We start from the raw sequence: 19,993 nt of genomic DNA on the forward strand, positions 1-19,993 counted from the left end.
CCGTCCCAGGGTCGCTCCTTATAGAATCGCATCCCATGACCGACGGACAGCCGCCATCGCCGCTGCGTGCGCAGATCGAGATGGTGGATCTCTTCGCCGGTCCAGGCGGCCTTGATGTCGCCGCGCACTGGCTGGGCGTGTCCGTCGCGGGCATCGAGTGGGACCCGGACGCCTGTGCTACCCGCGCCGCAGCCAATCTGCACACCGACGAAGGCGACGTTCGGCTTGCCAAACCAGCCGACTACCCGATGGCCCGCATTCTGAGCGGAGGTCCGCCATGCCAGACGTACACCGTCGCAGGCAACGGTGCTGGTCGACGCGCGCTCGACCAAGTGCTGTCGTTCGTCGATGCGATGGCCAGGGACGAGGATGTCACTGACGACCTGGCACTGCTCGACGATGTGCGCACCGGCCTAGTCCTCCAGCCTTTGCGGTGGGCTATCGAAGCGGGCCAGCCGTACGACGCGATCGTGTTGGAGCAGGTGCCCGCAGTGCTCCCGGTGTGGCAGGCGTTCGCGCGGGTGCTTGAAAGCCGTGGTTACGGAGTTGACTGCGGTATCCTGCATACCGAAGATTACGGGGTTCCGCAGACCAGACGCCGCGCGATTCTCATCGCGCGGCACGGTGAACCGGCGAAACTGCCGAGGCCTACCCATCGCCGATACCGCAAAGGGCAGGACCGCGCCGATGGCGATCAGCGGCTTCTGCCATGGAAGAGCATGGGTGAGGCGCTGGGTTGGTCAGATCGGTTCACCGTCGTGTCCAACTATGGCACTGGGGGAAACCCGAAAGACCGCGGGAGACGGCAGTCGGACCAGCCCGCGTTCACTGTGACCGGCAAAGTTTCCCGTAATCGGCTGGTCGGCAGGCCGCGCAACAAGCCGGACCGGTTCACCGACGAGGAAGCCGGCAAGCTGCAGACATTCCCTCCGGACTATCCGTGGGCGGGTCGGGACGTTGCCCAGCAAATCGGGAACGCGATCCCGCCACGGCTCGCTACGCATGTTCTTGCCGCGGCGCTCGGCAAGCAGGCAGATGTGGCGATGCTGGACTGGTGTGTGGAAGAGAGCTGGCAAGCCACACGTGCCGGTGTTGACGGGTTGATGAAAGACGCCGATTAACCTTCGACTAGCCGGTTTGGACTAGCCAGTGGCTTCCAGCCTCGCCTTTCCAAGCATCTCCCCGCGAGCCAACGGCATCAGGTAGTTCTCCGAAAGCCACCGCACCACCGGCACGCACACCGCGTCCCCGAACCCGAACAGCGCCTGGTTGTTCCGGAGCCCGTCCAGCGCGTACTCCCCCGCTCCCATCAGGCGGGCGTACTCGCGTGGCGTCATCCAGCGCACCCGGACCGCGCCGCGGCCGGCCTGCACCACGGCCTGTTTGGACGATCCGCCGCGCGCGGTGCGGAGGCAGCCGGAGATGTCGTCCGGGCGGACTTCCCACACCGGTTTTCCGTTGCGGGTCCGGCGGTAGGCGGTGCGGTGCACCAGTTTCTTTCCGGACTTGAGCTGCGTCAGCCGCTCCAACTGTAGTGGGGACAGGGAGCCGATGAACGCTGCGGTGCGCAGGTCGTTCCACCAGCGTTCGTCGGTGGCGGACAGGCGTTCCACCAGGTCCGATAGGCCGGTGGCCAACGGCGGCGGAGGGGCGGGCAGTGCGGCCCGGTGGGTCCGCAGGGACGGGTCCGGGCGCAGCCAGTCCGGGCGCAGTGGCGAGGGGGTGGGCGAGTCCGGGGGCGGGTTCTGGGCGCCGACTATGAACAGCCGGGGCCGGGACTGGGGCACGAAGCGGCGGGCGTCGAGGGTGAGGACGTCGGCGGAGTAGCCGAGGCGGTTGAGTTCCACGATCGCTGCGCGCAGATCGTTGCCGCCGTGGCTGGTGGCGAGGCCGACGACGTTTTCCAGGGCGACCACCGGCGGCCGTGCGGAGCCCAGTTCGGCCAGGATGCGGGTGAATTCCCAGAAGGTCGACGAGTGCGAGCCGGCCAGACCGCGGCGCCACCCGGCCAGCGACAGGTCAGTGCACGGGAACGAGGCCCAGGCCAGGCTGAGGTCGGCGGGCAGATCGGTGCCGCGCACCTTGCCGACATCGCCCAGTACGTACTGGTGAGCGCCCTGGTCGCGGAAGTGCGCCTGGTACATCGCCTGCTTCGCCGGTTCGATGTCGTTGGACCACGCGACGTCGAACCCGGCCGGTTCCAGGCCGAGGCGCACGAGACCGATTCCGGCGAAGAACTCCGCGGCGGTGGGCTGACCCGGTACAGGCATGGGGTCACATTAATGGGGGCGGCGTTGCCGGACGGTTTCGATCACCCGCGAGGCGGCGATATCCGCTGGTTCGTGTTCCCAGATGCGCACCGCGAGCCAGCCCGCCTCCAGCAGTACCGCGTCGGTGTTCGCGTCGCGGAGGCGGTTGGTTTCGATCTTGGTGCGCCAATAATCCGCGTTGTTCTTCGGCCAGGTGCCGTGTTCCGGGCAGCCGTGCCAGAAGCAGCCGTCCACGAAAACGGCGACGCGGGCCGGCCCGAACACCAGGTCGGCCTCGCGGCGGACGCCCTTGACCGGACGACGGTGCACCCGATAGCGGAACCCGGCGGCGTGCAGGACCTTGCGCAGCGCCATTTCGATCCCGGTGTCCCGGGACTTCTGCTTGCTCATGCGGGCACTCACCGCGGATGTCGTTTCCAGACGCTCCACGGCAGTCATTGTGGCCCGCGGCTTACCCCTCGACGATTCAGCCTTCGACGACGTGGCCTTCGATCACCCGGTGCTGCGCCGGCCGCGGTTCCTCCGTGACCACCTCGCTGTCCACCACCATCACCGGGCCGCGCCGCTGATTCGCGTACCGGATGGCGCGCTTTTCGGCGCGGCGCAGCCAGATCCGCCGGGCCACCGCGCGGGTCGGCGGGAGCAGGAACAGCAGCCCGAACACGTCGCTGACGAAACCGGGCAGCATGATCAGTACGCCGCCGAGCCCGACGAGCATGCCGTCCGTCAGCTCTTTCTCCGGGTTGCGGCCGGATTGCGCCGCGCCCATGAACGCGCGCATCGCCTTCCCGCCCTCCCGCCGGGCAAGCCACGAGCCCACGACCGCGCCCGCTACCAGCAGACCGATCGTGCCGAGCACGCCGACGAGCGAGCCGACCGCCCACACGGCGGCGACCTCAGCGATGACGTAGAGCAGGAACACGACAGCCATGTCTAGAGAACGCGCGACGGTGCGTTTTTGCTCCCGGAGGAGAATAACTGCAGGTCACAGGTCCTTCAGGAAGGCGTCGACCTCACGCGAGGTCCGCAGCAGCACGTGTCGCGCGGTGGGGGCGTCGGCGCTGATCCGCGCCAGCGTCCGCGCGCGGCGGTCACGGCGGTAGTTCCAGATCCACTGGACGAACTCGGCATCGACTTTCGACACGCATCCCGCCGCCTGGGTCTCCTGGCCCCACTCGCGCGCCAGGCGGCGCACCGCGCGGTACAGGCAGACGTAGCGGGACGGGTCCAGGAAGACGACGGTGTCGGCGAACGGCAGGCGCAGGTCGAAGGTCTTGCTGTAGTTGCCGTCGATCACCCAGTTGTCCGCGCTGGCCGCCTTGGCGACCGCGGTTCGGAAGTCCTCGTCCGAGTTCGGCACCCAGCCGGGACGCCAGTACAGCCGGTCCAGATGGGTGACCGGCAGGTCGAGCGCCGCGCCGATCGCGCGGGCCAGGGTCGATTTTCCGGCTCCGGAGCAGCCGGTGACCAGGATGCGTCTCCCCATTCGCCCCAGCCTAGGGCTAGACCGGCAGAAGACTCGCCGCGATTAAGCCGGTGAGCAGCAGGTCCGGTCCGCGGACCAGCTGCCGCACCAGGCCGGCCGGGATCAGGACGCCTTCGTACAGCACCAGGCCCATCGAGCTGAAGTCCAGCGGGCCCCGGGTCACCGAGCGCACCGCGGCCAGCGCGGCGACCAGCGCCGCCACGACCGCGCCGATCGTCGCCGGGATGCCGAGCAGCAGCACGATCCCGGTCCAGGCCAGCGCGAGTACGCACAGGAACGCGCAGGTCACGGAGTGCAGGTGCAGATCGGACGCGTCCAGCCAGCGGCGCAGCCCGGGCACGCGATGCAGCTGCGCGATCGGGGCGGTGAACGGCAGCAGGCCAAGGTAGCCGCCGATGCCGATCAGCCAGACCGAGGTGAGGGCCGGGAAGGTCGCATGGGTGGCGACCACGGCTAGGGCCAGGAAGACCGGCAGGCCGAGTGCGGCGCGCCGGGCGAGGACTCCGGTGAGGACGTATCGGGTGACGACGAACCGGCTGGCGAGCGCGTTCCGCCAGGGCACCGGGCGGCCAGCCGGGAGCAACGCCCAGACGTCCAGGAAAGCCGCAGAAGTCCGGCGCACCATCCGTTCGGCGTGGTGCCGGATCAGAGTGGGCCGCGTAACCATGTGCGGCAACGAAGCGGACCAGGCCAGTGGCACAGCGGCGAGAGCGGCGGCTACCAGGTATGTCCACAGTGGAACGATCAGCGGCAGTGCGAGAGTCAGCGGCAGCAGGGATTCGCCGGGGAACGGGCGGCGGCGGCCCAGCGCCAGGGCCAATGCGGCGATGACCACGACAAGCGCGATCGGGCCGGCGAATGAGCTGGGGAAGCCGATGAGCATCCCGGAAACAGCGAAGAAATACCCGGCGGTCGCGAATCGGGCGGCCCAGTCCAGCACCAGCCGTTGGGTGAGCGCGGCGGGCCGCTGGCCGTTGAAGTCGTTCCAGGTCAGCGTGGCTGGGTGGGCCCACAGGTAGCCGCGGCGCAGCGTCGCGCGCCAAGCCAGGGCGAGGCCGGTGCACAGTACGAGCAGGCTGCCGGAAGCGCCGACCGGGGCACTGCCGATCAGCTGGCCGCGCACCAGTTCGGTGTTGTAGAACGGCGATCCCAGCAGCCCGACCGCGATGACCAGGGCCAGGACCAGGTCCGGCCGCTTCACAGGTCCACCAGGTAGTCCGCGACCTCGTCCGCCAGCGGCGGGTGATGACTCGCGACGATCACCGCCGCACCGCGGCCGACGCTCGTCTTGACCAGGGTGGACAGCCACTCCCGGCCCTCCGCGTCGAGCGCGCGTTCCGGCTCGTCCAGCAGCAGCACCTCGTGCGGACGGGCGACCGCGGCATGCAGCAGCAGCCGACGGCGCTGGCCGGCGGACAGCTGCGCCGCGGGCACCTCGGGTGCGGGGATCGGGCCGTCGGCCAGTTCGCCGCCGAAGGAACTGCGCAGCAGGTCCAGATGCTGGCGCGGGGTGAGTTCGTCGAACAGCGCGGAATCGTCGAGCAGCACCGAGACCCGGCGACGGAAAGCGGCGGACCGCTCGTCGGGCGGTCCGCCGCAGATCGTCACGGAACCGGATGTGGGCACTTGGGTCCCGTACAGGCAGCGCAGCAGGGTCGATTTGCCCGCCCCGTTCGCGCCGCGGACGACCAGGCATTCGCCCGCGTCCACGGCCAGGTCGAGCCCGCTGAACAACTCGGTATCCCCGGCGATGATCCCCAGGTCTTGGGTGGTGACAAGCACGAAACCCCCTCGGCTGATCACCCCAAGATAATCACTTCAAGTACGCCTCCGCTTGCAGCGTGAACAGCTCCGCGTAGCCGGCGTCGGCCGCCATCAGTTCCTCGTGCGTGCCGTATTCCGCGACTTTTCCGTGGTCGAGCAGCAGAATGCGCTCGGCCTGGCGGACCGTGGAGAACCGGTGCGAGATGTAGAGCGTGGTGCGGCCCTGCGACAGCGCCTGCAGCCGGTCGAACAGGTCGTGCTCGGCCTGCGCGTCCAGCGCTGAGGTCGGCTCGTCCAGGATCATGATCGGCGCTTCCCGCTGGAAAGCCCTGGCCAGCGCGATCTTCTGCCATTCGCCGCCGGACAACGAAACGCCCTGGTCGAACCAGCGGCCGAGTGGGCTGTCGTAGCCGGTCGGCAGCCGCATGATGCGCTCGTCGGCACCGGCGCGGCGAGCGGAGTCCTCGATGTGCGCGCGATCGGTGAGCCGGTTCAGGTCGCCGAGGCCGATGTTTTCCGCGGCGGTGCCCTGGTAGGTCACGTAATCCTGGAACATCGCGCTGATTTTGGTGCGCAGCGCGACCGGGTCGTATTCCCGGATGTCCACGTCGTCCAGCAGGATCCGGCCCGCGGTCGGGTCGTACAACCGGCACAGCAGTTTGAACAGCGTCGACTTGCCCGCGCCGTTGCGGCCCACCACGGCGACGGTTTCGCCGGGCTTGATCTCGAAACTGACGCCGTGCAGCGCGGGTTCTTCCGCGCCGGGGTAGGTGAAGCTGACCGATTCGAACCGGATGTGTCCATCCACAGTGGACGGAAGGGGCCGCGGCCGCTCCGGTGCGGTGATCTCCGGTTCAGTGGCCAGGAATTTGTACAGCGTGTCCAGGTAGAGATTGTTCTCGTACATCCCGGAGAACGAGTTGAACAGCCCGCTGACCGAGGCTTGCACCGAGGTCGCGGCCGCGGTGTAGAGCGCCAGATCGCCGAGCGTGAGCTTCCCGCCCACTGCCTGCAGCGCGATGTACAGCGCGATCGCCGAGCCGACGAGCGTGCTCAGCAGTCCCCAGGACGTTGAGTTGACGTTCCGCTTCACGGTCAGCTTCCGCTGCCGTTCGTAGGACACCAGGCCGAGCTTCTGGAACCGGTCCACGAAGTACGGGCCGAGCCCGAACAGCTTGGTCTCCTTGGCGTAGGTGTCGGTGGTGACCAGCGAGGACAGGTAATCCATCCGCCGTTTGATCGGCGACATCATCAGGGTCAGCCAGAACGCCCGCGAGCCGTAGCGCGACTGCGAGATGAACGCCGGGATCGGGGCGATCAGGGCGACCAGCGCGAGCAGCGGGCTGATCGACACGAGCAGGGCGACCATGCTGGTGAAGGTGATCAAGGTGCGGATCAGGCCGAGCGCCGAGGTCATCATCGTCAGCGGCCGGGTCGGTGCTTCCTGCGCGGCCTGGCGCAGCATGTCGTAGGACGCCGAACCTTCGAAGTACGCCAGGTGCAGTTCGCTCGAATGCCGCATCACTTGGTGCCGGATGGTGAGCGTCATCCGTTCCTGCAGCAGGGATTGCGCGATCGTGGTGATCGCGCTGCTGATCGCGGTCCCGGCCAGCACGCCGAACTGGAACAGCGTGATGCGCACGATGTCGCCGGTTGTCCCGCGGTGCTGGATCGCCGCGACTACCGAGTCGAGCAGCAGTTTCGCGACGTACGCGGTGACTGTCGGCAGCAGCCCGGACGCCAGCGTGACGACGGCGAGCAGGATGGTCAGCGTCGGGCTGGCTTGCCAGGTCAGCTTCGCGACCTTGGGCAGGCCGCGGACCGTGCCGCCGACCGACGTGCGCATGCGTGTCAGCCGCGCCCGCAGCCCTTTCGGCTGCTCCGGTGGTTCCGGCTCCGGAATGTCGACCGGACCGGTGAGACCGCTGTCCGGCACCGTTTGCGGGATCCGCCGACGGCCGCGACGGCCGAGGGCTATTTCGATCCCGCCCCCACCGCCGGGGATCACGCGTGCACCGAACCGTGCAGGAAGACGTCGATCATCTCGGCGGTCGCCGGGCCGCCGGGCAGCTGGCGCGAGTGCGAGAACAGCAGCGAGAGGAACAGCGACGCGGCCTTGTCCACCGGCAGCCGCAGCCGCTCGGCGTCCGGGACGAACAGTTCGCGCACCGCGCGCTGCATCGCCTCCAGCGACTCGCGCCGGCTGTCCCCGGTGACCGACTTGCGGTTGCGGGCCTCCTCCGGGCTCAGCCGTCCCTTGCCGGCCCTGGCCGCGCCCATCACCGCGCCCATCCGCTGCATGTGCGCGTTCAGCGCTTCGACCGCCTCGGCCAGCCGCTTCTCCAGCGGCAGGTCGGCCGGGATCTCGCCGATCATCTCCAGTGCTTCCGCCGGGTCGAGCGCGGCTTCCACGCACGCGTCGAACAGCTCGTCCTTGTCCTGAAAGACCCGGAAGATGGTGCCTTCGCCGATGCCGGCCGCGCGGGCGATCTGCGCCGTGGTGACCCCGCGGCCGTGTTCGACCACCAACGGCAGCACCGCGCGGACGATCATCCGCCGCCGGTCGTCAGGCGCCATGCCAGGCGCTCTTTTTCTGGTTTCCATGCCGCCGACAGTACGGAGTGAGTGCTCACTCCGTCAACGGGATAAAACACGGGCCGTGCCCTGGCCTGGACACGGCCCGCGTTTTCAGTACGTGATGGCGACCGCCGGGTCGGCGAGCAGTGCGCCGACGTCGGCGAGGAACTCCGAGCCCTGCTGACCGTCGACCACCCGGTGGTCGAAGCTCAGCGACAGCTGCATCACCTTGCGCACCTTGATCTCGCCGTCGACCACCCACGGCGTGTCGCGGATGGCGCCGACAGCCAGGATCGCCGACTCGCCCGGGTTGATGATCGGCGTGCCGGTGTCGACGCCGAACACGCCGACGTTGGTGATCGTGAAGGTACCGCCCGACATCGCCGCCGGCGTCGTCTTGCCCTCGCGCGCGACGTCGGTCAGTTCGGTCAGCGCGACCGCGAGCTCCTTGAGCGACAACGAATCCGCGTCCCGGATCTTCGGCACGACGAGACCGCGCGGGGTCGCCGCCGCGATGCCGAGGTGCACGTAGTCCTTGTAGACGATCTCCTGGGCGGCTTCATCCCACACCGCGTTCACGTCCGGCGTGCGCTTCGCGGCCAGGCACACGGCTTTGGCCGCGAACGCCAGCGGAGTGAGCTTGACACCGCTGAACTCGCGCGACTTCTTGAGCCTTTCGCGCAGCTCCATCATCGGCGTGACGTCGATGGTGAGGAACTCGGTGACGTGCGGAGCGTTGTACGCGCTTTGCACCATCGCGGCCGCGGTCGCCTTGCGGACGCCCTTGATCGGCACCCGCCGCTCGCGGGTCGACGGGTCGTAGCCCGCGTCCACAGTGGACACCGCGACCGGAACGGCGGTGCCGTTGGCCGCCCGCTGGACGTCGTCACGGGTGATCACGCCGCCGTCCGCGGTGCCGGTGAGCGCGTGCAGGTCGACGCCGAGGTCCTTGGCGAGCTTGCGGACCGGCGGCTTGGCCAGCGGAACGTACCCGCCACGGGGCTTTTCCGCCGCCGGTGCTGCTTGGGCCACGGATTGCCCCAATGCCACATTGGGTGCATCTGACGCACCCAATGCCACATTGGGGTGCTTGCGGGCCCGGCGCGTCGTCACCGTCGCCTTGGAGCCGTAGCCGACCAGCGGCTTCATCTCTTCCTCGGCCGGTGCCGGAGCGGCAGCGGCCACCGGAGCGGCTGCGGCCACCGGAGCGGGCGTGGCCGGAGCCGCGGACCCGCCCGGATCCACGTCCACGGTGAGGATCGGCGTGCCGACCTCGACTGTCTGTCCCGGCTCCACGTGCAGCTCGGTCACCACGCCGGCCCACGGAATCGGCAGCTCGACCGCGGCCTTCGCGGTCTCGATCTCGACCACGATCTGGTTGACGGTGACCACGTCGCCCGGCTGGACCCGCCAGGCGAGGATGTCGGCCTCGGTGAGCCCCTCCGCCGTGTCCGACAAGGGGAATTGTTTGTACTCGGGCATTTCTGAAGGAACCCCCTTACCAGGCGAGAGAGCGGTCGACGGCGTGCAGGACCCGGTCGAGGTCGGGGAGGTAATGCTCCTCGAGCTTCGCCGGCGGGTACGGCGTGTCGAATCCGGTCACGCGCAGAACGGGGGACTCCAGGGAGTAGAAGCACTCCTGCTGCACCCGGGCGGCGATCTCCGAGGTGAGCGACGATTCCGACGGCGCCTCGCTGACCGCGATCAGCCGTCCGGTCTTGCGCACCGACTCGAACACCGGCGGGAGGTCGAGCGGCGAGAGCGTGCGCAGGTCGATGACCTCGAGCGACTTGCCCTCCGCCGCGGCGGCCGCGGCCGCTTCGAGCGCCACCTTCACCGACGGGCCGTATGCGACCACAGTGGCGTCCGTGCCCTCGCGCACGACCTGCGAGGAGAACACCTTCGCCGGCGCGGTCTCGGTGTCGACCTCCATCTTCAGCGCGCCCGAGTGGTACAGCTTCTTGGGCTCGAAGAACAGGATCGGGTCGTCCGAGCGGATCGCCTCCTGGATGCCCCAGTAGGCGTCGACCGCGTTCGACACCGAGACGACCTTGAGCCCGGCGATGTGCGCGAACAGCGATTCCGGCGATTCCGAGTGGTGCTCCACCGCGCCGATCCCGCCGCCGAACGGCACCCGGATCACGACCGGCATCTTGATCTTGCCCTGCGTGCGGTAGTGCAGTTTCGCCAGCTGCGAAGAGATCTGGTCGAAGCCGGGGAAGATGAAGCCTTCGAACTGGATCTCGCACACCGGCCGGAATCCGCGGACGGCGAGGCCGACCGCGGTGCCGATGATGCCGGACTCGGCCAGCGGCGTGTCCAGCACGCGCTGCTCGCCGAAGTCCTTCTGCAGTCCGTCGGTGATCCGGAAGACGCCGCCGAGCTTGCCGACGTCCTCCCCCATGATCAGGACCTTCGGGTCCGCTTCCATCGCGCGCCGGAGACCGAGGTTCAGCGCCTTGCCGATCGTGAGCTTCTGCAGTTCGGTCATCAGTGCTCACCTGCCGCGGCGAAACCGTCGAGATAGGACAGATACTCCTCGCGCTCTGCTTCCAGCACCGGCGAAGGTTCGGCGTACACCTGGGAGAACACCCGGTCCGGCGGCGGCTCCGGCATGTTGAACGTGTACTCGCGCAGCTCCGCGGCGAACTGGTCGGCCTCGGCCTGCACGCTGTCGAAGAACGCCTGGTCGGCGTGGCCGCCGCGGGCCAGGTACGCCCGGACGCGCTCGATCGGGTCCTTGAGCTTCCACTCCTCCAGCTCGTCCGACAGCCGGTAGCGGGAGGGGTCGTCGGTGGTGGTGTGCGCGTCCATCCGGTAGGTGAACGCTTCGATCAGCACCGGACCGTTGCCGTGCCGGCATTCCTCCAGTGCCCACCGGGTGACCGCGAGGCAGGCGAGGACGTCGTTGCCGTCCACTCGGATGCCGGGGAAGCCGTAGCCGCGGGCGCGCTGGTACAGCGGCAGCCGGGACTGGCGTTCGGTCGGCTCGGAGATCGCCCACTGGTTGTTCTGGCAGAAGAAGACCAGCGGCGCGTCGTACACCGCGGCCCAGACGAACCCTTCGTGCACGTCGCCCTGCGAAGTCGCGCCGTCACCGAAGTAGCAGATGGTGGCTTCGCCACCCTCGTCTCCGACCTTGCCCTCGAACTTCTGGCCCATCGCGTACCCGGCGGCGTTGAGCACCTGGTTGCCGATGACGATCGTGTACGGGTGGAAGCGGTGCGCTTCGTAGTCCCAGCCGCTGTGGTCGGTGCAGCGGAAGATTCCGATCAGCTCGCGCATGTCGACGCCGCGGGTGTAGGCGACGCCGTGCTCGCGATAGCTCGGGAACGCCATGTCCTTCGGCTTCAGCGCACGGCCGGAGCCGACCTGCGCGGCTTCCTGGCCGAGCAGCGGAACCCAGATGCCCAGCTGGCCCTGGCGCTGCATCGCGTTGGCCTCGCGGTCCGCGCGGCGCACCAGCACCATGTCGCGGTAAAGGTTCCGGAGCGCTTCGTCGTCGACGTCCGCGACGTAGGGGTCAAACCGCTCGGACGAGACTCGCTGGCCCTCGGGGGTGAGCAGCTGAGTCAGGTCAGCGCCACCTTCGCTGGTTGCCCGCAGCCCGGCGATCACCTGTTCGGGCGAGGGCTGCGCGGCTACCGCGGCGGGCCCGTCTCCAGGTTCCGGGTGCGTCCATTGTTCGGACGGCATGAGCTGTTCTCCTCGGTGTCGGTGCCACTGGCGGCCGCTTGTGGCGGCCACAGCGACTGCACCGGCGGGGACCGGATCCTCGGGTCTGAGGTCCCTGGTCGCCGTCGGCGTTGACGGTTCGTGCGCACATCCTGGCACGGGAACCGCCCGGATGAGGAGGCGCGGATGCTGATTTGTTGCTGAGAAAACCGGGCTGAACAGGGAAAACGTTCGGACGCCCGAGTATGGGAGAGGCGATGGTCGGGCGGCCATCCCGCGCCCGACCTGCCCGCTCGGGCCGCCCGGCCCGGCCGCCGCGGACGACGGCGGCCCCTGCTCGGTCGCCCTCGTGACCTCCGTCACCGTGGCAAGATGGCGGTGTGGAACAGAAATCCGTACGCGAATCCGTGGTCTCGACGTGGATCAACGACGTCACGCCGAGCCTGTCCGGTCTGGTCGCGATCCCCGCGCTGTCGCCGGCTTTCGACGCGGACTGGGCGAACAGCGGCCATCTCGCGGCTGCCGTCCAGCACGTCAAGACGTATCTCGAAGGGCGCGACCTGCCGGGCGCGCGGATCGAGGTCGTCGAGCTGGAAGGCCGCTCGCCGCTGCTGTACGTCGAGGTGCCGGCCACCCCGGGCGCGACCCAGCAAGGCACTGTCTTGATGTACGGCCACCTCGACAAGCAGCCCCCGGTGGGCGGCTGGTCCGACGGCCTGGACCCGTGGACGCCGGTCGTCCGCGACGGCCGCCTGTACGGCCGCGGCTCGGTCGACGACGGCTACTCCGGGTACGCGGCCAGCGCCGCACTGGAAGCGGTCCAGGCCGCCGGCGGCGAGCACGCGCGCATCGCACTGCTGCTGGAGACCGGCGAGGAATCGGGCAGTCCGGACCTGCCCGCGTATGTCGAGCACCTGAGCGAACGGCTCGGCGAGGTCAGCCTCGTCGTCTGCCTGGACGCGGGCGGTATGGACTACGAGCGGCTGTGGCTGACCACCAGCCTGCGCGGCATGGTGCACCTGACCGTGACGGTGCAGCTGCTGGCCACTCCGCAGCACTCCGGCCTGGCCAGCGGCGTGGTGGCGAGTTCGTTCCGCGTGCTGCGCCAACTGCTGGAACGAATCGAGAACGCGGAAACCGGCGAGATCAAGCTGGCCGAGCTGAACGTCTCGGTGCCGGCCAGCCGGCAGGCCGAGATCGAGGCCGTCGCGGAGGTGGCCCCGGAAGCGCTGCACGCGGCGTTCCCGCTGGTCAGCGGCGGCAAGACGGTGTCCGAGGACGCGCTGGAGCTGCTGCTGAACAACTACTGGCGGCCCACTCTGTCGATCATCGGCGGCGAAGGGCTGCCGCTGCCCGCCGAGGCGGGCAACGTTCTCCGCAAGAGCACCACCCTCACGCTCAGCTTCCGTCTCCCGCCGACCGCCGTCGCCTCCGACGCACTGGCCGCGGTCAAACGCGCGCTGACCACGGACGTTCCCTACGGCGCCCAGGTCACCATCGCCGACGACCAGCAGGCGGAAAACGGCTGGAACGCGCCGGAAGAAGCGCCGTGGCTGACCGCCGCGCTGCGCCGGGTCGACGACGAGGTCTTCGGCCGTCCGCACCGTGCCGCGGGCATGGGCGGGTCGATCCCGTTCATGGGTCTGCTCGGCGAGAAGTACCCGCAGGCGCAGTTCCTGGTGACCGGTGCGTGCGGGGCGGACTCGAACATTCACGTGCCGGACGAGTGGCTGAACCTGGACTACGCGCAGCAGGTGACCGAAGCGGTCGCGCATCTGCTGGACGCGCACGCCCGAAGCTAGTTTCGCCGGATCGCGCCGCTCGGCGGCGGGCACTGCCCGCCGCCGAGCCGCTTCATGCCAACCGGGTCAGCTGTACCGAAACGTCCAAAGTGGACTGGCTGGCCCCGGTGAAGATCCCCTTCAACGGGGCAACGTCCGCGTAGTCCCGCCCGGTCGCCACCCACACGTGCCGCGGTCCGACCGGAATCGCGTTCGTCGGGTCGTGCGCCCACCAGCCGCCGGTCCACACGTCGACCCAGGCGTGGCTTTCGCCCTCGACCTTCTCGCCGAGCTTCGCCTCCGGCTTCGTGTGCAGGTACCCCGAGCAGTACCGCGCCGGGACCCCGATCGCGCGCAGCATCACCAGTGTGACGTGCGCGAAGTCCTGGCAGACGCCCTCGCGGGCCCGCCACGAATCGGTCGCCGTGCTGTGCACACCGGTGGTGCCGGGCTGGTACTTGAGCTGCTCGTTGACCCAGCCGCAGATCGCCAGCACCGCGTCCGCCGGGTCCAGGCCTTTGCGCAGCGCACGGGCGTGTCTGGCCAGTTCCTGATCGTTCGGCGTGTAATCGGTCGGCGTCAGGTACTCGGTGCGCTGATCGCGGACCGGCTCGCTCTGCAGGTCCTTCCAGGTCGCCGTGCGCACCGGTTCCGCTTCGTCGGCCGTCTCCACCACCGATGTCGCGAGCACCGTGAACTCGGTGTGCGGCGCGTGCAGGTCGAACGAGGTGACCTCGGTGCCCCAGTAATCGGTGTAGCGGTAGGCACGCGTGGCCGGCGAGGTCTCGATGCGCGTGGCCAACGTCGTCTGCCGCCGGTCCGAGCGCGGGGTCAGCCGGGCCTCGTTGTACGACTGGGTGGCCGGCGTCGCGTACCGGTAGCCGGTTCGGTGCGTCACCCGCAATTGCCAGGTCACAGTGACACCTCCGCGCCGCTCCAGGCCACCCACGGCGACGTGTGGAAGTACTGCATCGACACCGCTTCCCCGATTTCCTTGATCGCCGTCTGCAGTCCGCGCAGCCGGCGCGGCAGATCGTCCAGCAGGGCGGCCGGGTGCAGGAACTCCAGCTCGCTGCGGGCGCGGCCGAGCAGCCGGACCGCCTCGGACTTCTCGTTGCCGCGCGCGTTGATGCCCGGATCCAGCTGGCGCAGGCATTCCTCGGCCTGGCGCAGCGCGTGGAACACCGAACGCGGGAAGAGTGTGTCCCGTAGCAGGAACTGCACCACGCGCGCGGCGTCGAGCGCGCCGCGGTTCGTGCGCAGGTAGGTGTCCTGCGCGCCGGCCGAGCGCAGCACGGTCATCCAGCCCGGCGACGAGGCGCGGTCCGAAACTCGCGAAAGCAGCAGCCGCACCACCATGTCCGCCCGCTCGACGGACCGGCCGAGCACCAGGAACAGCCAGCCGTCGTCGCGGCTCATCGTGGAATCGGCGAGGCCGGCGAACATCGCCGCGCGTTCCTCCACAAAGGACAGAAAAGAGTGCGGACCGGCGCGGCGGGCGTAGCGTTGCCGGTCCGGCACCGCGTTCCAGGTCGCGTTGAGGCATTCCCACAGCTCGGTCGAGACGACCTCGCGCGCCCCGCGAGTGTTCTCCCGGGCGGAGTTGATCGAGCCGACGATCGACGAAGGATTGTCCTTCGCATACGCGACGAGCTCGGTCAGCTTCCACACGTCGAGCGCGTCGCCCGCGTCGAACGGGATGCCGAGCACGGCGAGCAGCTGCCGGCTGACGTGGTCCGGGTCGACGCTCGCGTCCTCGAGCAGTTGGTGCACGGAAACGTTCAGGATGCGGGAGGTGTCGTCGGCGCGTTCGACGTAGCGGCCGATCCAGTACAGCGACTCCGCGTTGCGGGCCAGCATCATGGTCTACCCTCCCTCAGCTTTGCTGTTGCTGTTGCTGCTGCTGCGACGTGGACAGCTCCGGGCCTTGCTCCGCGGCGACACCGTCCACCACCGACATCTCGCCGAGCGCGGGCCGGTCCAATTCCTGTTCCGACGTCGAGGACCGGGAAGCCAGCACCCAGGTGTCCTTCGAACCGCCGCCTTGGGACGAGTTCACCACCAGGCTGCCCTCGGGCAGCGCGACCCGGGTGAGACCGCCGGGCAGCACGAAGATCTCCTTGCCGTCGTTCACCGCGAACGGCCGCAGGTCCACGTGCCGGGGCGCGAGCCGGTCGTCCACCTTGGACGGAACGGTGGACAGCTGCACCACGGGCTGCGCGATCCAGCCGCGCCGGTTCGCGCGCACCTTGCGGCGCAGCGCGTCCAGCTCCTTCTTGGACGCGTCCGGGCCGAACACGATGCCGTACCCGCCGGATCCTTCGACCGGCTTGATCACCAGTTCGTCCGCGTGCGCCAGCACATAGTCGAACTCGTCGGACAGCCAGCACCGGTAAGTGTCCACATTGGGCAGAATGGGTTTCTCGTTCAGGTAGTAGCGCACCATCTCCGGCACGTAGGTGTAGACGAGCTTGTCGTCGCCGACGCCGTTGCCGACCGCGTTCGCCACCACCACGTTGCCCGAGCGGGCGGCGTTGAGGATGCCCGCGACGCCGAGCACCGAGTCCGGCCGGTGGTGCACCGGGTCGAGGAACTCGTCGTCGATCCGCCGGTAGATCACGTCGACCTGGCGCTCGCCCTCGGTGGTGCGCAGGTAGACCACGTTGTCGCGGCAGAACATGTCGCGGCCTTCGACCAATTCGACGCCCATCAGCCGGGCGAGGAGGGAATGCTCGAAGTAGGCCGAGTTGTAGACGCCGGGCGTGAGCACCACGACCATTGGGTCGGCTACGTTAGGCGCCGCCGCTGCTCGCAGAGCGCGAAGAAGGTGTGACGCGTAGTCACCGACTGGGCGGACCCGGTGCCGCGCGAACAGGTCCGGGAACACCCGCGCCATCGTCCGCCGGTTCTCCATCACATACGACACGCCGGATGGGTTGCGAAGATTGTCCTCGAGGACGCGAAACGTGCCCTCTTCGTCCCGCACCAGGTCCACTCCGGACACATGGATCCGCACCCCGTTGGGCGGTTTGATGCCGTACGCCTCGCGGTGGAAGTGCTCGCACGAGGTGATCAGCCGCCGGGGCAGCACGCCGTCGCGCAGGATCTGCCGGTCGCCGTAGACGTCGGCGAGGAACGCCTCCAGCGCCCGCACCCGCTGCGTCACCCCGCGTTCCAGCCGGGTCCATTCGGTCGCCGGGATGACTCTCGGCACGAGGTCCAGCGGAAACGGCCGCTCCTGTCCGGACAACGAGAAGGTGATGCCCTGGTCCACCATCGCCCGATCGAGCGCCTGCGACCGGTTGGTGAGGTCGCTGGCGTCGAGAGCGGCGATCGAGCCGTACAGCGCGCGGTACGGCCCGCGCACAGTGCCGTCGGGCGCGAACATCTCGTCGTAGGCGCCAGCGTGCGGCCGCTCCGGCGCGAGATAGCCGTCGAACTGCGCGCCGGGCCGCGCCGCGCGGCGGCCCTTCACTGTTCGCGCACGTCGTCCCGCTGGCGGCAGCCGGGGAGCGGAGTTGCTGTTCATGGAGGACATCCTGACTTACCGCGACGAACCCGCGCGAGACGCGTCAACCGCCTAGCCCTGTGCGAAACTTCCCCGTAACGCATCAGTGCTGGGCTTACCCGCGTGAGGGTGGCAATATGCGTGCTCTCGACCCTTGAGAACTACGAGGAGTGACGAAGTGGCCAGAGGACAGCAGATGAAGGCACTCGCCCTTCTCCCCGCTTTCGCGCTCGTCGGCATGACGGTCGCCTGCGGTGCGGGTGGCAATGGTGCAGGCAGCAGCGGGAACGCGCCTTCCAGTCAGGGCGCCGGTGCGGGCACTGCGCCCGCTGCCCAGAAGGACGCCGCGCTGGCCGGGCTCGTGCCCGCCGACATCAAGGCGGACGGCAAGATCGTGATCGGGCAGGACCAGACCTACCCGCCGAACGAATTTGTCGACAATGGCAAGGCGACCGGCTTCGACGTGGACCTCGGCACCGCGATCGGGCAGGTGCTCGGCCTGCAGGCGGAGTTCCAGAACTCGTCATTCGACGGGATCATTCCGGGTATTTCGGCGAAGAAGTACGAAATGGGCATGTCGTCGTTCTCGGTTACCGCCGAGCGGATGCAGACCGTCGACATGATTTCGTACTACCGCGCGGGCACCTCGCTCGCCGTGCTCAAGGGGAACCCGGACAAGCTTTCCGCGGATGACCTGTGCGGCAAGAACGTCGCCGTGCAGAAGGGCACCACGCAGGTCGACGATCTCGACAAGAAGAACGGTGCCTGCACGAAGGCCGGCAAGCCGGCCATCAACATCACGCAGTTCCAGGCGCAGACCGACGTGAACCTGGCGCTGACCGCCAAGCGCGTGCAGGCCGAACTGGCCGACTCGCCAGTGATCGACTACGCGGTGAAGCAGACCGGTGGCCAGCTGGAGACGGTCGGCGCGCCCTACGACACCGCGCCGTACGGGATCGTGGTCGCGAAGGGCAGCGAGCAGTTCGACAAGGCGCTGCAGGGTGCCGTCCAGAAGCTGATCGACAGCGGGGTGTACAAGCAGATTCTCGACAAGTGGGGCTTGTCGGGTTCCGGCGCCGTCACCAAGTCGGAGATCAACCCGCCCGCTTCCTGACGAAACTGAGGACGTAGTAACTCGTGTCCAGTCTCCCCGGCCCCGCCGAAACCCGGCTGGAGGTCGACACCACCCCGATCAAGGCGGTTCCGGTCCGGCATTACGGACGCTGGATCGCCGCCGTGATCGTCCTGTTCATTGCCTTCATCGTGATCCGCAGTGTGGTCACGAATTCCGCGTTGCAGTGGCCGGTCGTCGGCCAGTACCTGTTCGACGACCGGGTGCTCAACGGGGTCCGCAACACCTTGATCCTCACCGTGATCTCGATGCTCATCGGGATCGTCGGCGGCATCCTGCTCGCGGTGATGCGGTTGTCGCCGAATGTGCTGATGTCCGGCGCGGCATCTATTTATATCTGGTTGTTCCGCGGCACCCCGGTGATCACCCAGCTGATCATCTGGAACTTCCTCGCGCTGGCGTATTCGCAGATCGGCCTCGGCATCCCGTTCGGGCCGACCTTCATCAGCTGGAGCACCAACACGCTGATCACGCAGTTCGTCGCTTCGTTCCTCGGGCTCGGGCTCAACGAGGCGGCGTACATGGCGGAAATCGTGCGCGGCGGTATCCAGTCCATTGACAGCGGTCAGCTCGAGGCAGCGTCCGCACTCGGCATGAGCCGGGGCAAGACGTTGCGTCGAATCATCCTGCCGCAGGCGATGCGGGTGATCATTCCGCCTACTGGCAACGAGACCATCTCGATGCTGAAAACGACGTCGCTGGTGGTCGCCATCGGCTACACCGAGCTGATGGTGGCAGTGCAGGCGATCTACGCACAGAACTACAAAACCGTTCCGCTGCTGATCACGGCGGCGGCGTGGTATCTGTTCATGACGTCGGTACTGACGGTGGTGCAGTACTACATCGAGAAGCATTTCGCGCGCGGCACGTCGAGGACGACCGCGCAGAAGAAAAAGTGGGGTTCCCTGTTGCTTGGTACCCGTTCTGGCCACGGCGGGGGTGTGGTGGGGTGACCCCGGTCGTTTCCGCGCAGAAGGTGTGCAAGAGCTTCGGCTCGCTCGACGTGCTGAAGGGCATCGACCTGGAGGTGCACGAGCGGGAGGTGCTCTGCCTGATCGGCCCGTCCGGTTCCGGCAAGTCCACGCTGCTGCGTTGCATCAACCACCTGGAGAAAATCGACGCCGGCCGGCTGTATGTCGACGGCGTGCTGGTCGGCTACCGGGAACGCGGCGGTCGCCTGCACGAGCTGCGGGACAAGGAAATCGCGGCGCAGCGCAAGGACATCGGCATGGTGTTCCAGCGGTTCAACCTGTTCCCGCACATGACGGCGCTGGAAAACGTCATGGAGGCCCCGATCCAGGTCCGGGGCGAGCCGAAGGCGCAAGTCCGGCAGCGTGCCCAGGAGCTGCTGGACCGAGTCGGCCTTGCCGACAAGGCGGGTGCCTACCCGGGCCAGCTTTCCGGCGGGCAGCAGCAACGCGTCGCGATCGCGCGGGCATTGGCCATGCAACCGAAGCTGATGCTGTTCGACGAGCCGACGTCCGCCCTGGACCCGGAACTCGTCGGCGACGTCCTCGGTGTGATGCGGCAGCTCGCCAAGGACGGCATGACGATGGTCGTGGTGACGCATGAGATGCAGTTCGCTCGCGAGGTCGCCGACAAGGTCCTGTTCATGGACGGCGGCGTGGTCGTCGAGGCCGGACCGCCGGAGCAGGTGATCGGGGATCCGAAGCAGGAACGGACCAAGGCGTTCCTGGCGCGGGTGCTGAACCCGAACGCTTGAACAGAGCCGAAGAAGGGCCGCCCGGACATTTCCGGGCGGCCCTTTCGCTGTCTCAGGCGGCGACGGGCGGCGGACGT

General features: G+C 68.4%; 19 protein-coding genes. 5 read left to right on the forward strand and 14 right to left on the reverse strand.

Features of this window, described 5'->3' with window-relative positions; translation table 11 throughout:
• Window positions 1–35 precede the first annotated feature (35 nt).
• Complete coding sequence (locus AMYBE_RS0133810; RefSeq protein WP_020663821.1) at window positions 36–1,121, forward strand: DNA cytosine methyltransferase; 1,086 nt, start codon at window positions 36–38, stop codon at window positions 1,119–1,121.
• 21 nt (window positions 1,122–1,142) lie between these two features.
• On the opposite strand, the gene AMYBE_RS0133815 is transcribed toward AMYBE_RS0133810, so the two are convergent.
• The 11 genes from AMYBE_RS0133815 to pdhA form a co-directional block, all read right to left on the reverse strand.
• The gene (locus tag AMYBE_RS0133815) at window positions 1,143–2,270 is read right to left on the reverse strand and encodes a DNA cytosine methyltransferase (protein ID WP_020663822.1); all 1,128 of its coding nucleotides are present in this window, start codon (window positions 2,268–2,270) and stop codon (window positions 1,143–1,145) included.
• Between the two features lie 9 nt (window positions 2,271–2,279).
• Window positions 2,280–2,708 (reverse strand): very short patch repair endonuclease, encoded by a 429-nt coding sequence (locus AMYBE_RS0133820; protein WP_027928287.1) that lies wholly within the window; start codon window positions 2,706–2,708, stop codon window positions 2,280–2,282.
• 28 nt (window positions 2,709–2,736) lie between these two features.
• On the reverse strand, window positions 2,737–3,201 hold the full coding sequence (locus AMYBE_RS0133825) for an FxsA family protein (RefSeq protein ID WP_020663824.1): 465 nt from the start codon (window positions 3,199–3,201) through the stop codon (window positions 2,737–2,739).
• 54 nt (window positions 3,202–3,255) lie between these two features.
• Complete coding sequence (locus AMYBE_RS0133830; protein WP_020663825.1) at window positions 3,256–3,756, reverse strand: P-loop NTPase family protein; 501 nt, start codon at window positions 3,754–3,756, stop codon at window positions 3,256–3,258.
• Between the two features lie 16 nt (window positions 3,757–3,772).
• Entirely contained in the window at window positions 3,773–4,957 is a 1,185-nt protein-coding gene (locus AMYBE_RS0133835; protein WP_020663826.1) for a hypothetical protein, read from the reverse strand.
• Window positions 4,954–5,538: an ABC transporter ATP-binding protein gene (locus AMYBE_RS0133840; RefSeq protein ID WP_034289646.1), complete on the reverse strand. Its 585-nt coding sequence runs from the start codon at window positions 5,536–5,538 to the stop codon at window positions 4,954–4,956. Before AMYBE_RS0133840 ends, AMYBE_RS0133835 begins: the two co-directional genes overlap by 4 nt.
• A 31-nt stretch (window positions 5,539–5,569) precedes the next feature.
• Complete coding sequence (locus AMYBE_RS0133845) at window positions 5,570–7,504, reverse strand: ABC transporter ATP-binding protein (protein ID WP_027928288.1); 1,935 nt, start codon at window positions 7,502–7,504, stop codon at window positions 5,570–5,572.
• 20 nt (window positions 7,505–7,524) lie between these two features.
• Window positions 7,525–8,097 carry a TetR/AcrR family transcriptional regulator gene (locus AMYBE_RS0133850; protein ID WP_020663829.1) on the reverse strand — a complete coding sequence of 191 codons (573 nt, stop codon included), beginning with the start codon at window positions 8,095–8,097 and terminating at the stop codon, window positions 7,525–7,527.
• A gap of 111 nt (window positions 8,098–8,208) precedes the next feature.
• Window positions 8,209–9,579, reverse strand: coding sequence for a dihydrolipoamide acetyltransferase family protein (locus tag AMYBE_RS0133855; protein WP_020663830.1), 1,371 nt, complete (start codon window positions 9,577–9,579; stop codon window positions 8,209–8,211).
• 16 nt (window positions 9,580–9,595) lie between these two features.
• The gene (locus AMYBE_RS0133860) at window positions 9,596–10,588 is read right to left on the reverse strand and encodes an alpha-ketoacid dehydrogenase subunit beta (RefSeq protein ID WP_020663831.1); all 993 of its coding nucleotides are present in this window, start codon (window positions 10,586–10,588) and stop codon (window positions 9,596–9,598) included.
• Window positions 10,588–11,793: a pyruvate dehydrogenase (acetyl-transferring) E1 component subunit alpha gene (pdhA, locus tag AMYBE_RS0133865; protein ID WP_020663832.1), complete on the reverse strand. Its 1,206-nt coding sequence runs from the start codon at window positions 11,791–11,793 to the stop codon at window positions 10,588–10,590. Before pdhA ends, AMYBE_RS0133860 begins: the two co-directional genes overlap by 1 nt.
• Before the next feature lie 359 nt (window positions 11,794–12,152).
• Between pdhA and AMYBE_RS0133870 the strand changes: the two genes are divergently transcribed.
• Window positions 12,153–13,574, forward strand: a complete 1,422-nt coding sequence (locus AMYBE_RS0133870) for a M20/M25/M40 family metallo-hydrolase (protein ID WP_020663833.1) — start codon at window positions 12,153–12,155, stop codon at window positions 13,572–13,574.
• A 52-nt stretch (window positions 13,575–13,626) separates the two neighbouring features.
• On the opposite strand, the gene AMYBE_RS0133875 is transcribed toward AMYBE_RS0133870, so the two are convergent.
• The 3 genes from AMYBE_RS0133875 to AMYBE_RS0133885 are packed head-to-tail and all read right to left on the reverse strand — an operon-like array spanning window position 13,627 to window position 17,091.
• Window positions 13,627–14,469, reverse strand: coding sequence for a transglutaminase family protein (locus AMYBE_RS0133875; protein ID WP_020663834.1), 843 nt, complete (start codon window positions 14,467–14,469; stop codon window positions 13,627–13,629).
• Window positions 14,466–15,413 carry an alpha-E domain-containing protein gene (locus AMYBE_RS0133880; RefSeq protein ID WP_027928289.1) on the reverse strand — a complete coding sequence of 316 codons (948 nt, stop codon included), beginning with the start codon at window positions 15,411–15,413 and terminating at the stop codon, window positions 14,466–14,468. Before AMYBE_RS0133880 ends, AMYBE_RS0133875 begins: the two co-directional genes overlap by 4 nt.
• 16 nt (window positions 15,414–15,429) lie before the next feature.
• Entirely contained in the window at window positions 15,430–17,091 is a 1,662-nt protein-coding gene (locus tag AMYBE_RS0133885) for a circularly permuted type 2 ATP-grasp protein (protein WP_027928290.1), read from the reverse strand.
• 166 nt (window positions 17,092–17,257) lie between these two features.
• Between AMYBE_RS0133885 and AMYBE_RS0133890 the strand changes: the two genes are divergently transcribed.
• The 3 genes from AMYBE_RS0133890 to AMYBE_RS0133900 are packed head-to-tail and all read left to right on the forward strand — an operon-like array spanning window position 17,258 to window position 19,916.
• Window positions 17,258–18,175: an ABC transporter substrate-binding protein gene (locus tag AMYBE_RS0133890; protein WP_020663837.1), complete on the forward strand. Its 918-nt coding sequence runs from the start codon at window positions 17,258–17,260 to the stop codon at window positions 18,173–18,175.
• A 23-nt stretch (window positions 18,176–18,198) separates the two neighbouring features.
• On the forward strand, window positions 18,199–19,146 hold the full coding sequence (locus AMYBE_RS0133895) for an amino acid ABC transporter permease (protein ID WP_020663838.1): 948 nt from the start codon (window positions 18,199–18,201) through the stop codon (window positions 19,144–19,146).
• Window positions 19,143–19,916 (forward strand): amino acid ABC transporter ATP-binding protein, encoded by a 774-nt coding sequence (locus tag AMYBE_RS0133900; RefSeq protein WP_020663839.1) that lies wholly within the window; start codon window positions 19,143–19,145, stop codon window positions 19,914–19,916. Before AMYBE_RS0133895 ends, AMYBE_RS0133900 begins: the two co-directional genes overlap by 4 nt.
• The last annotated feature ends 77 nt before the right edge of the window (window positions 19,917–19,993 follow it).

It is taken from the genome of Amycolatopsis benzoatilytica AK 16/65, from assembly GCF_000383915.1.
GTDB lineage: Bacteria > Actinomycetota > Actinomycetes > Mycobacteriales > Pseudonocardiaceae > Amycolatopsis > Amycolatopsis benzoatilytica.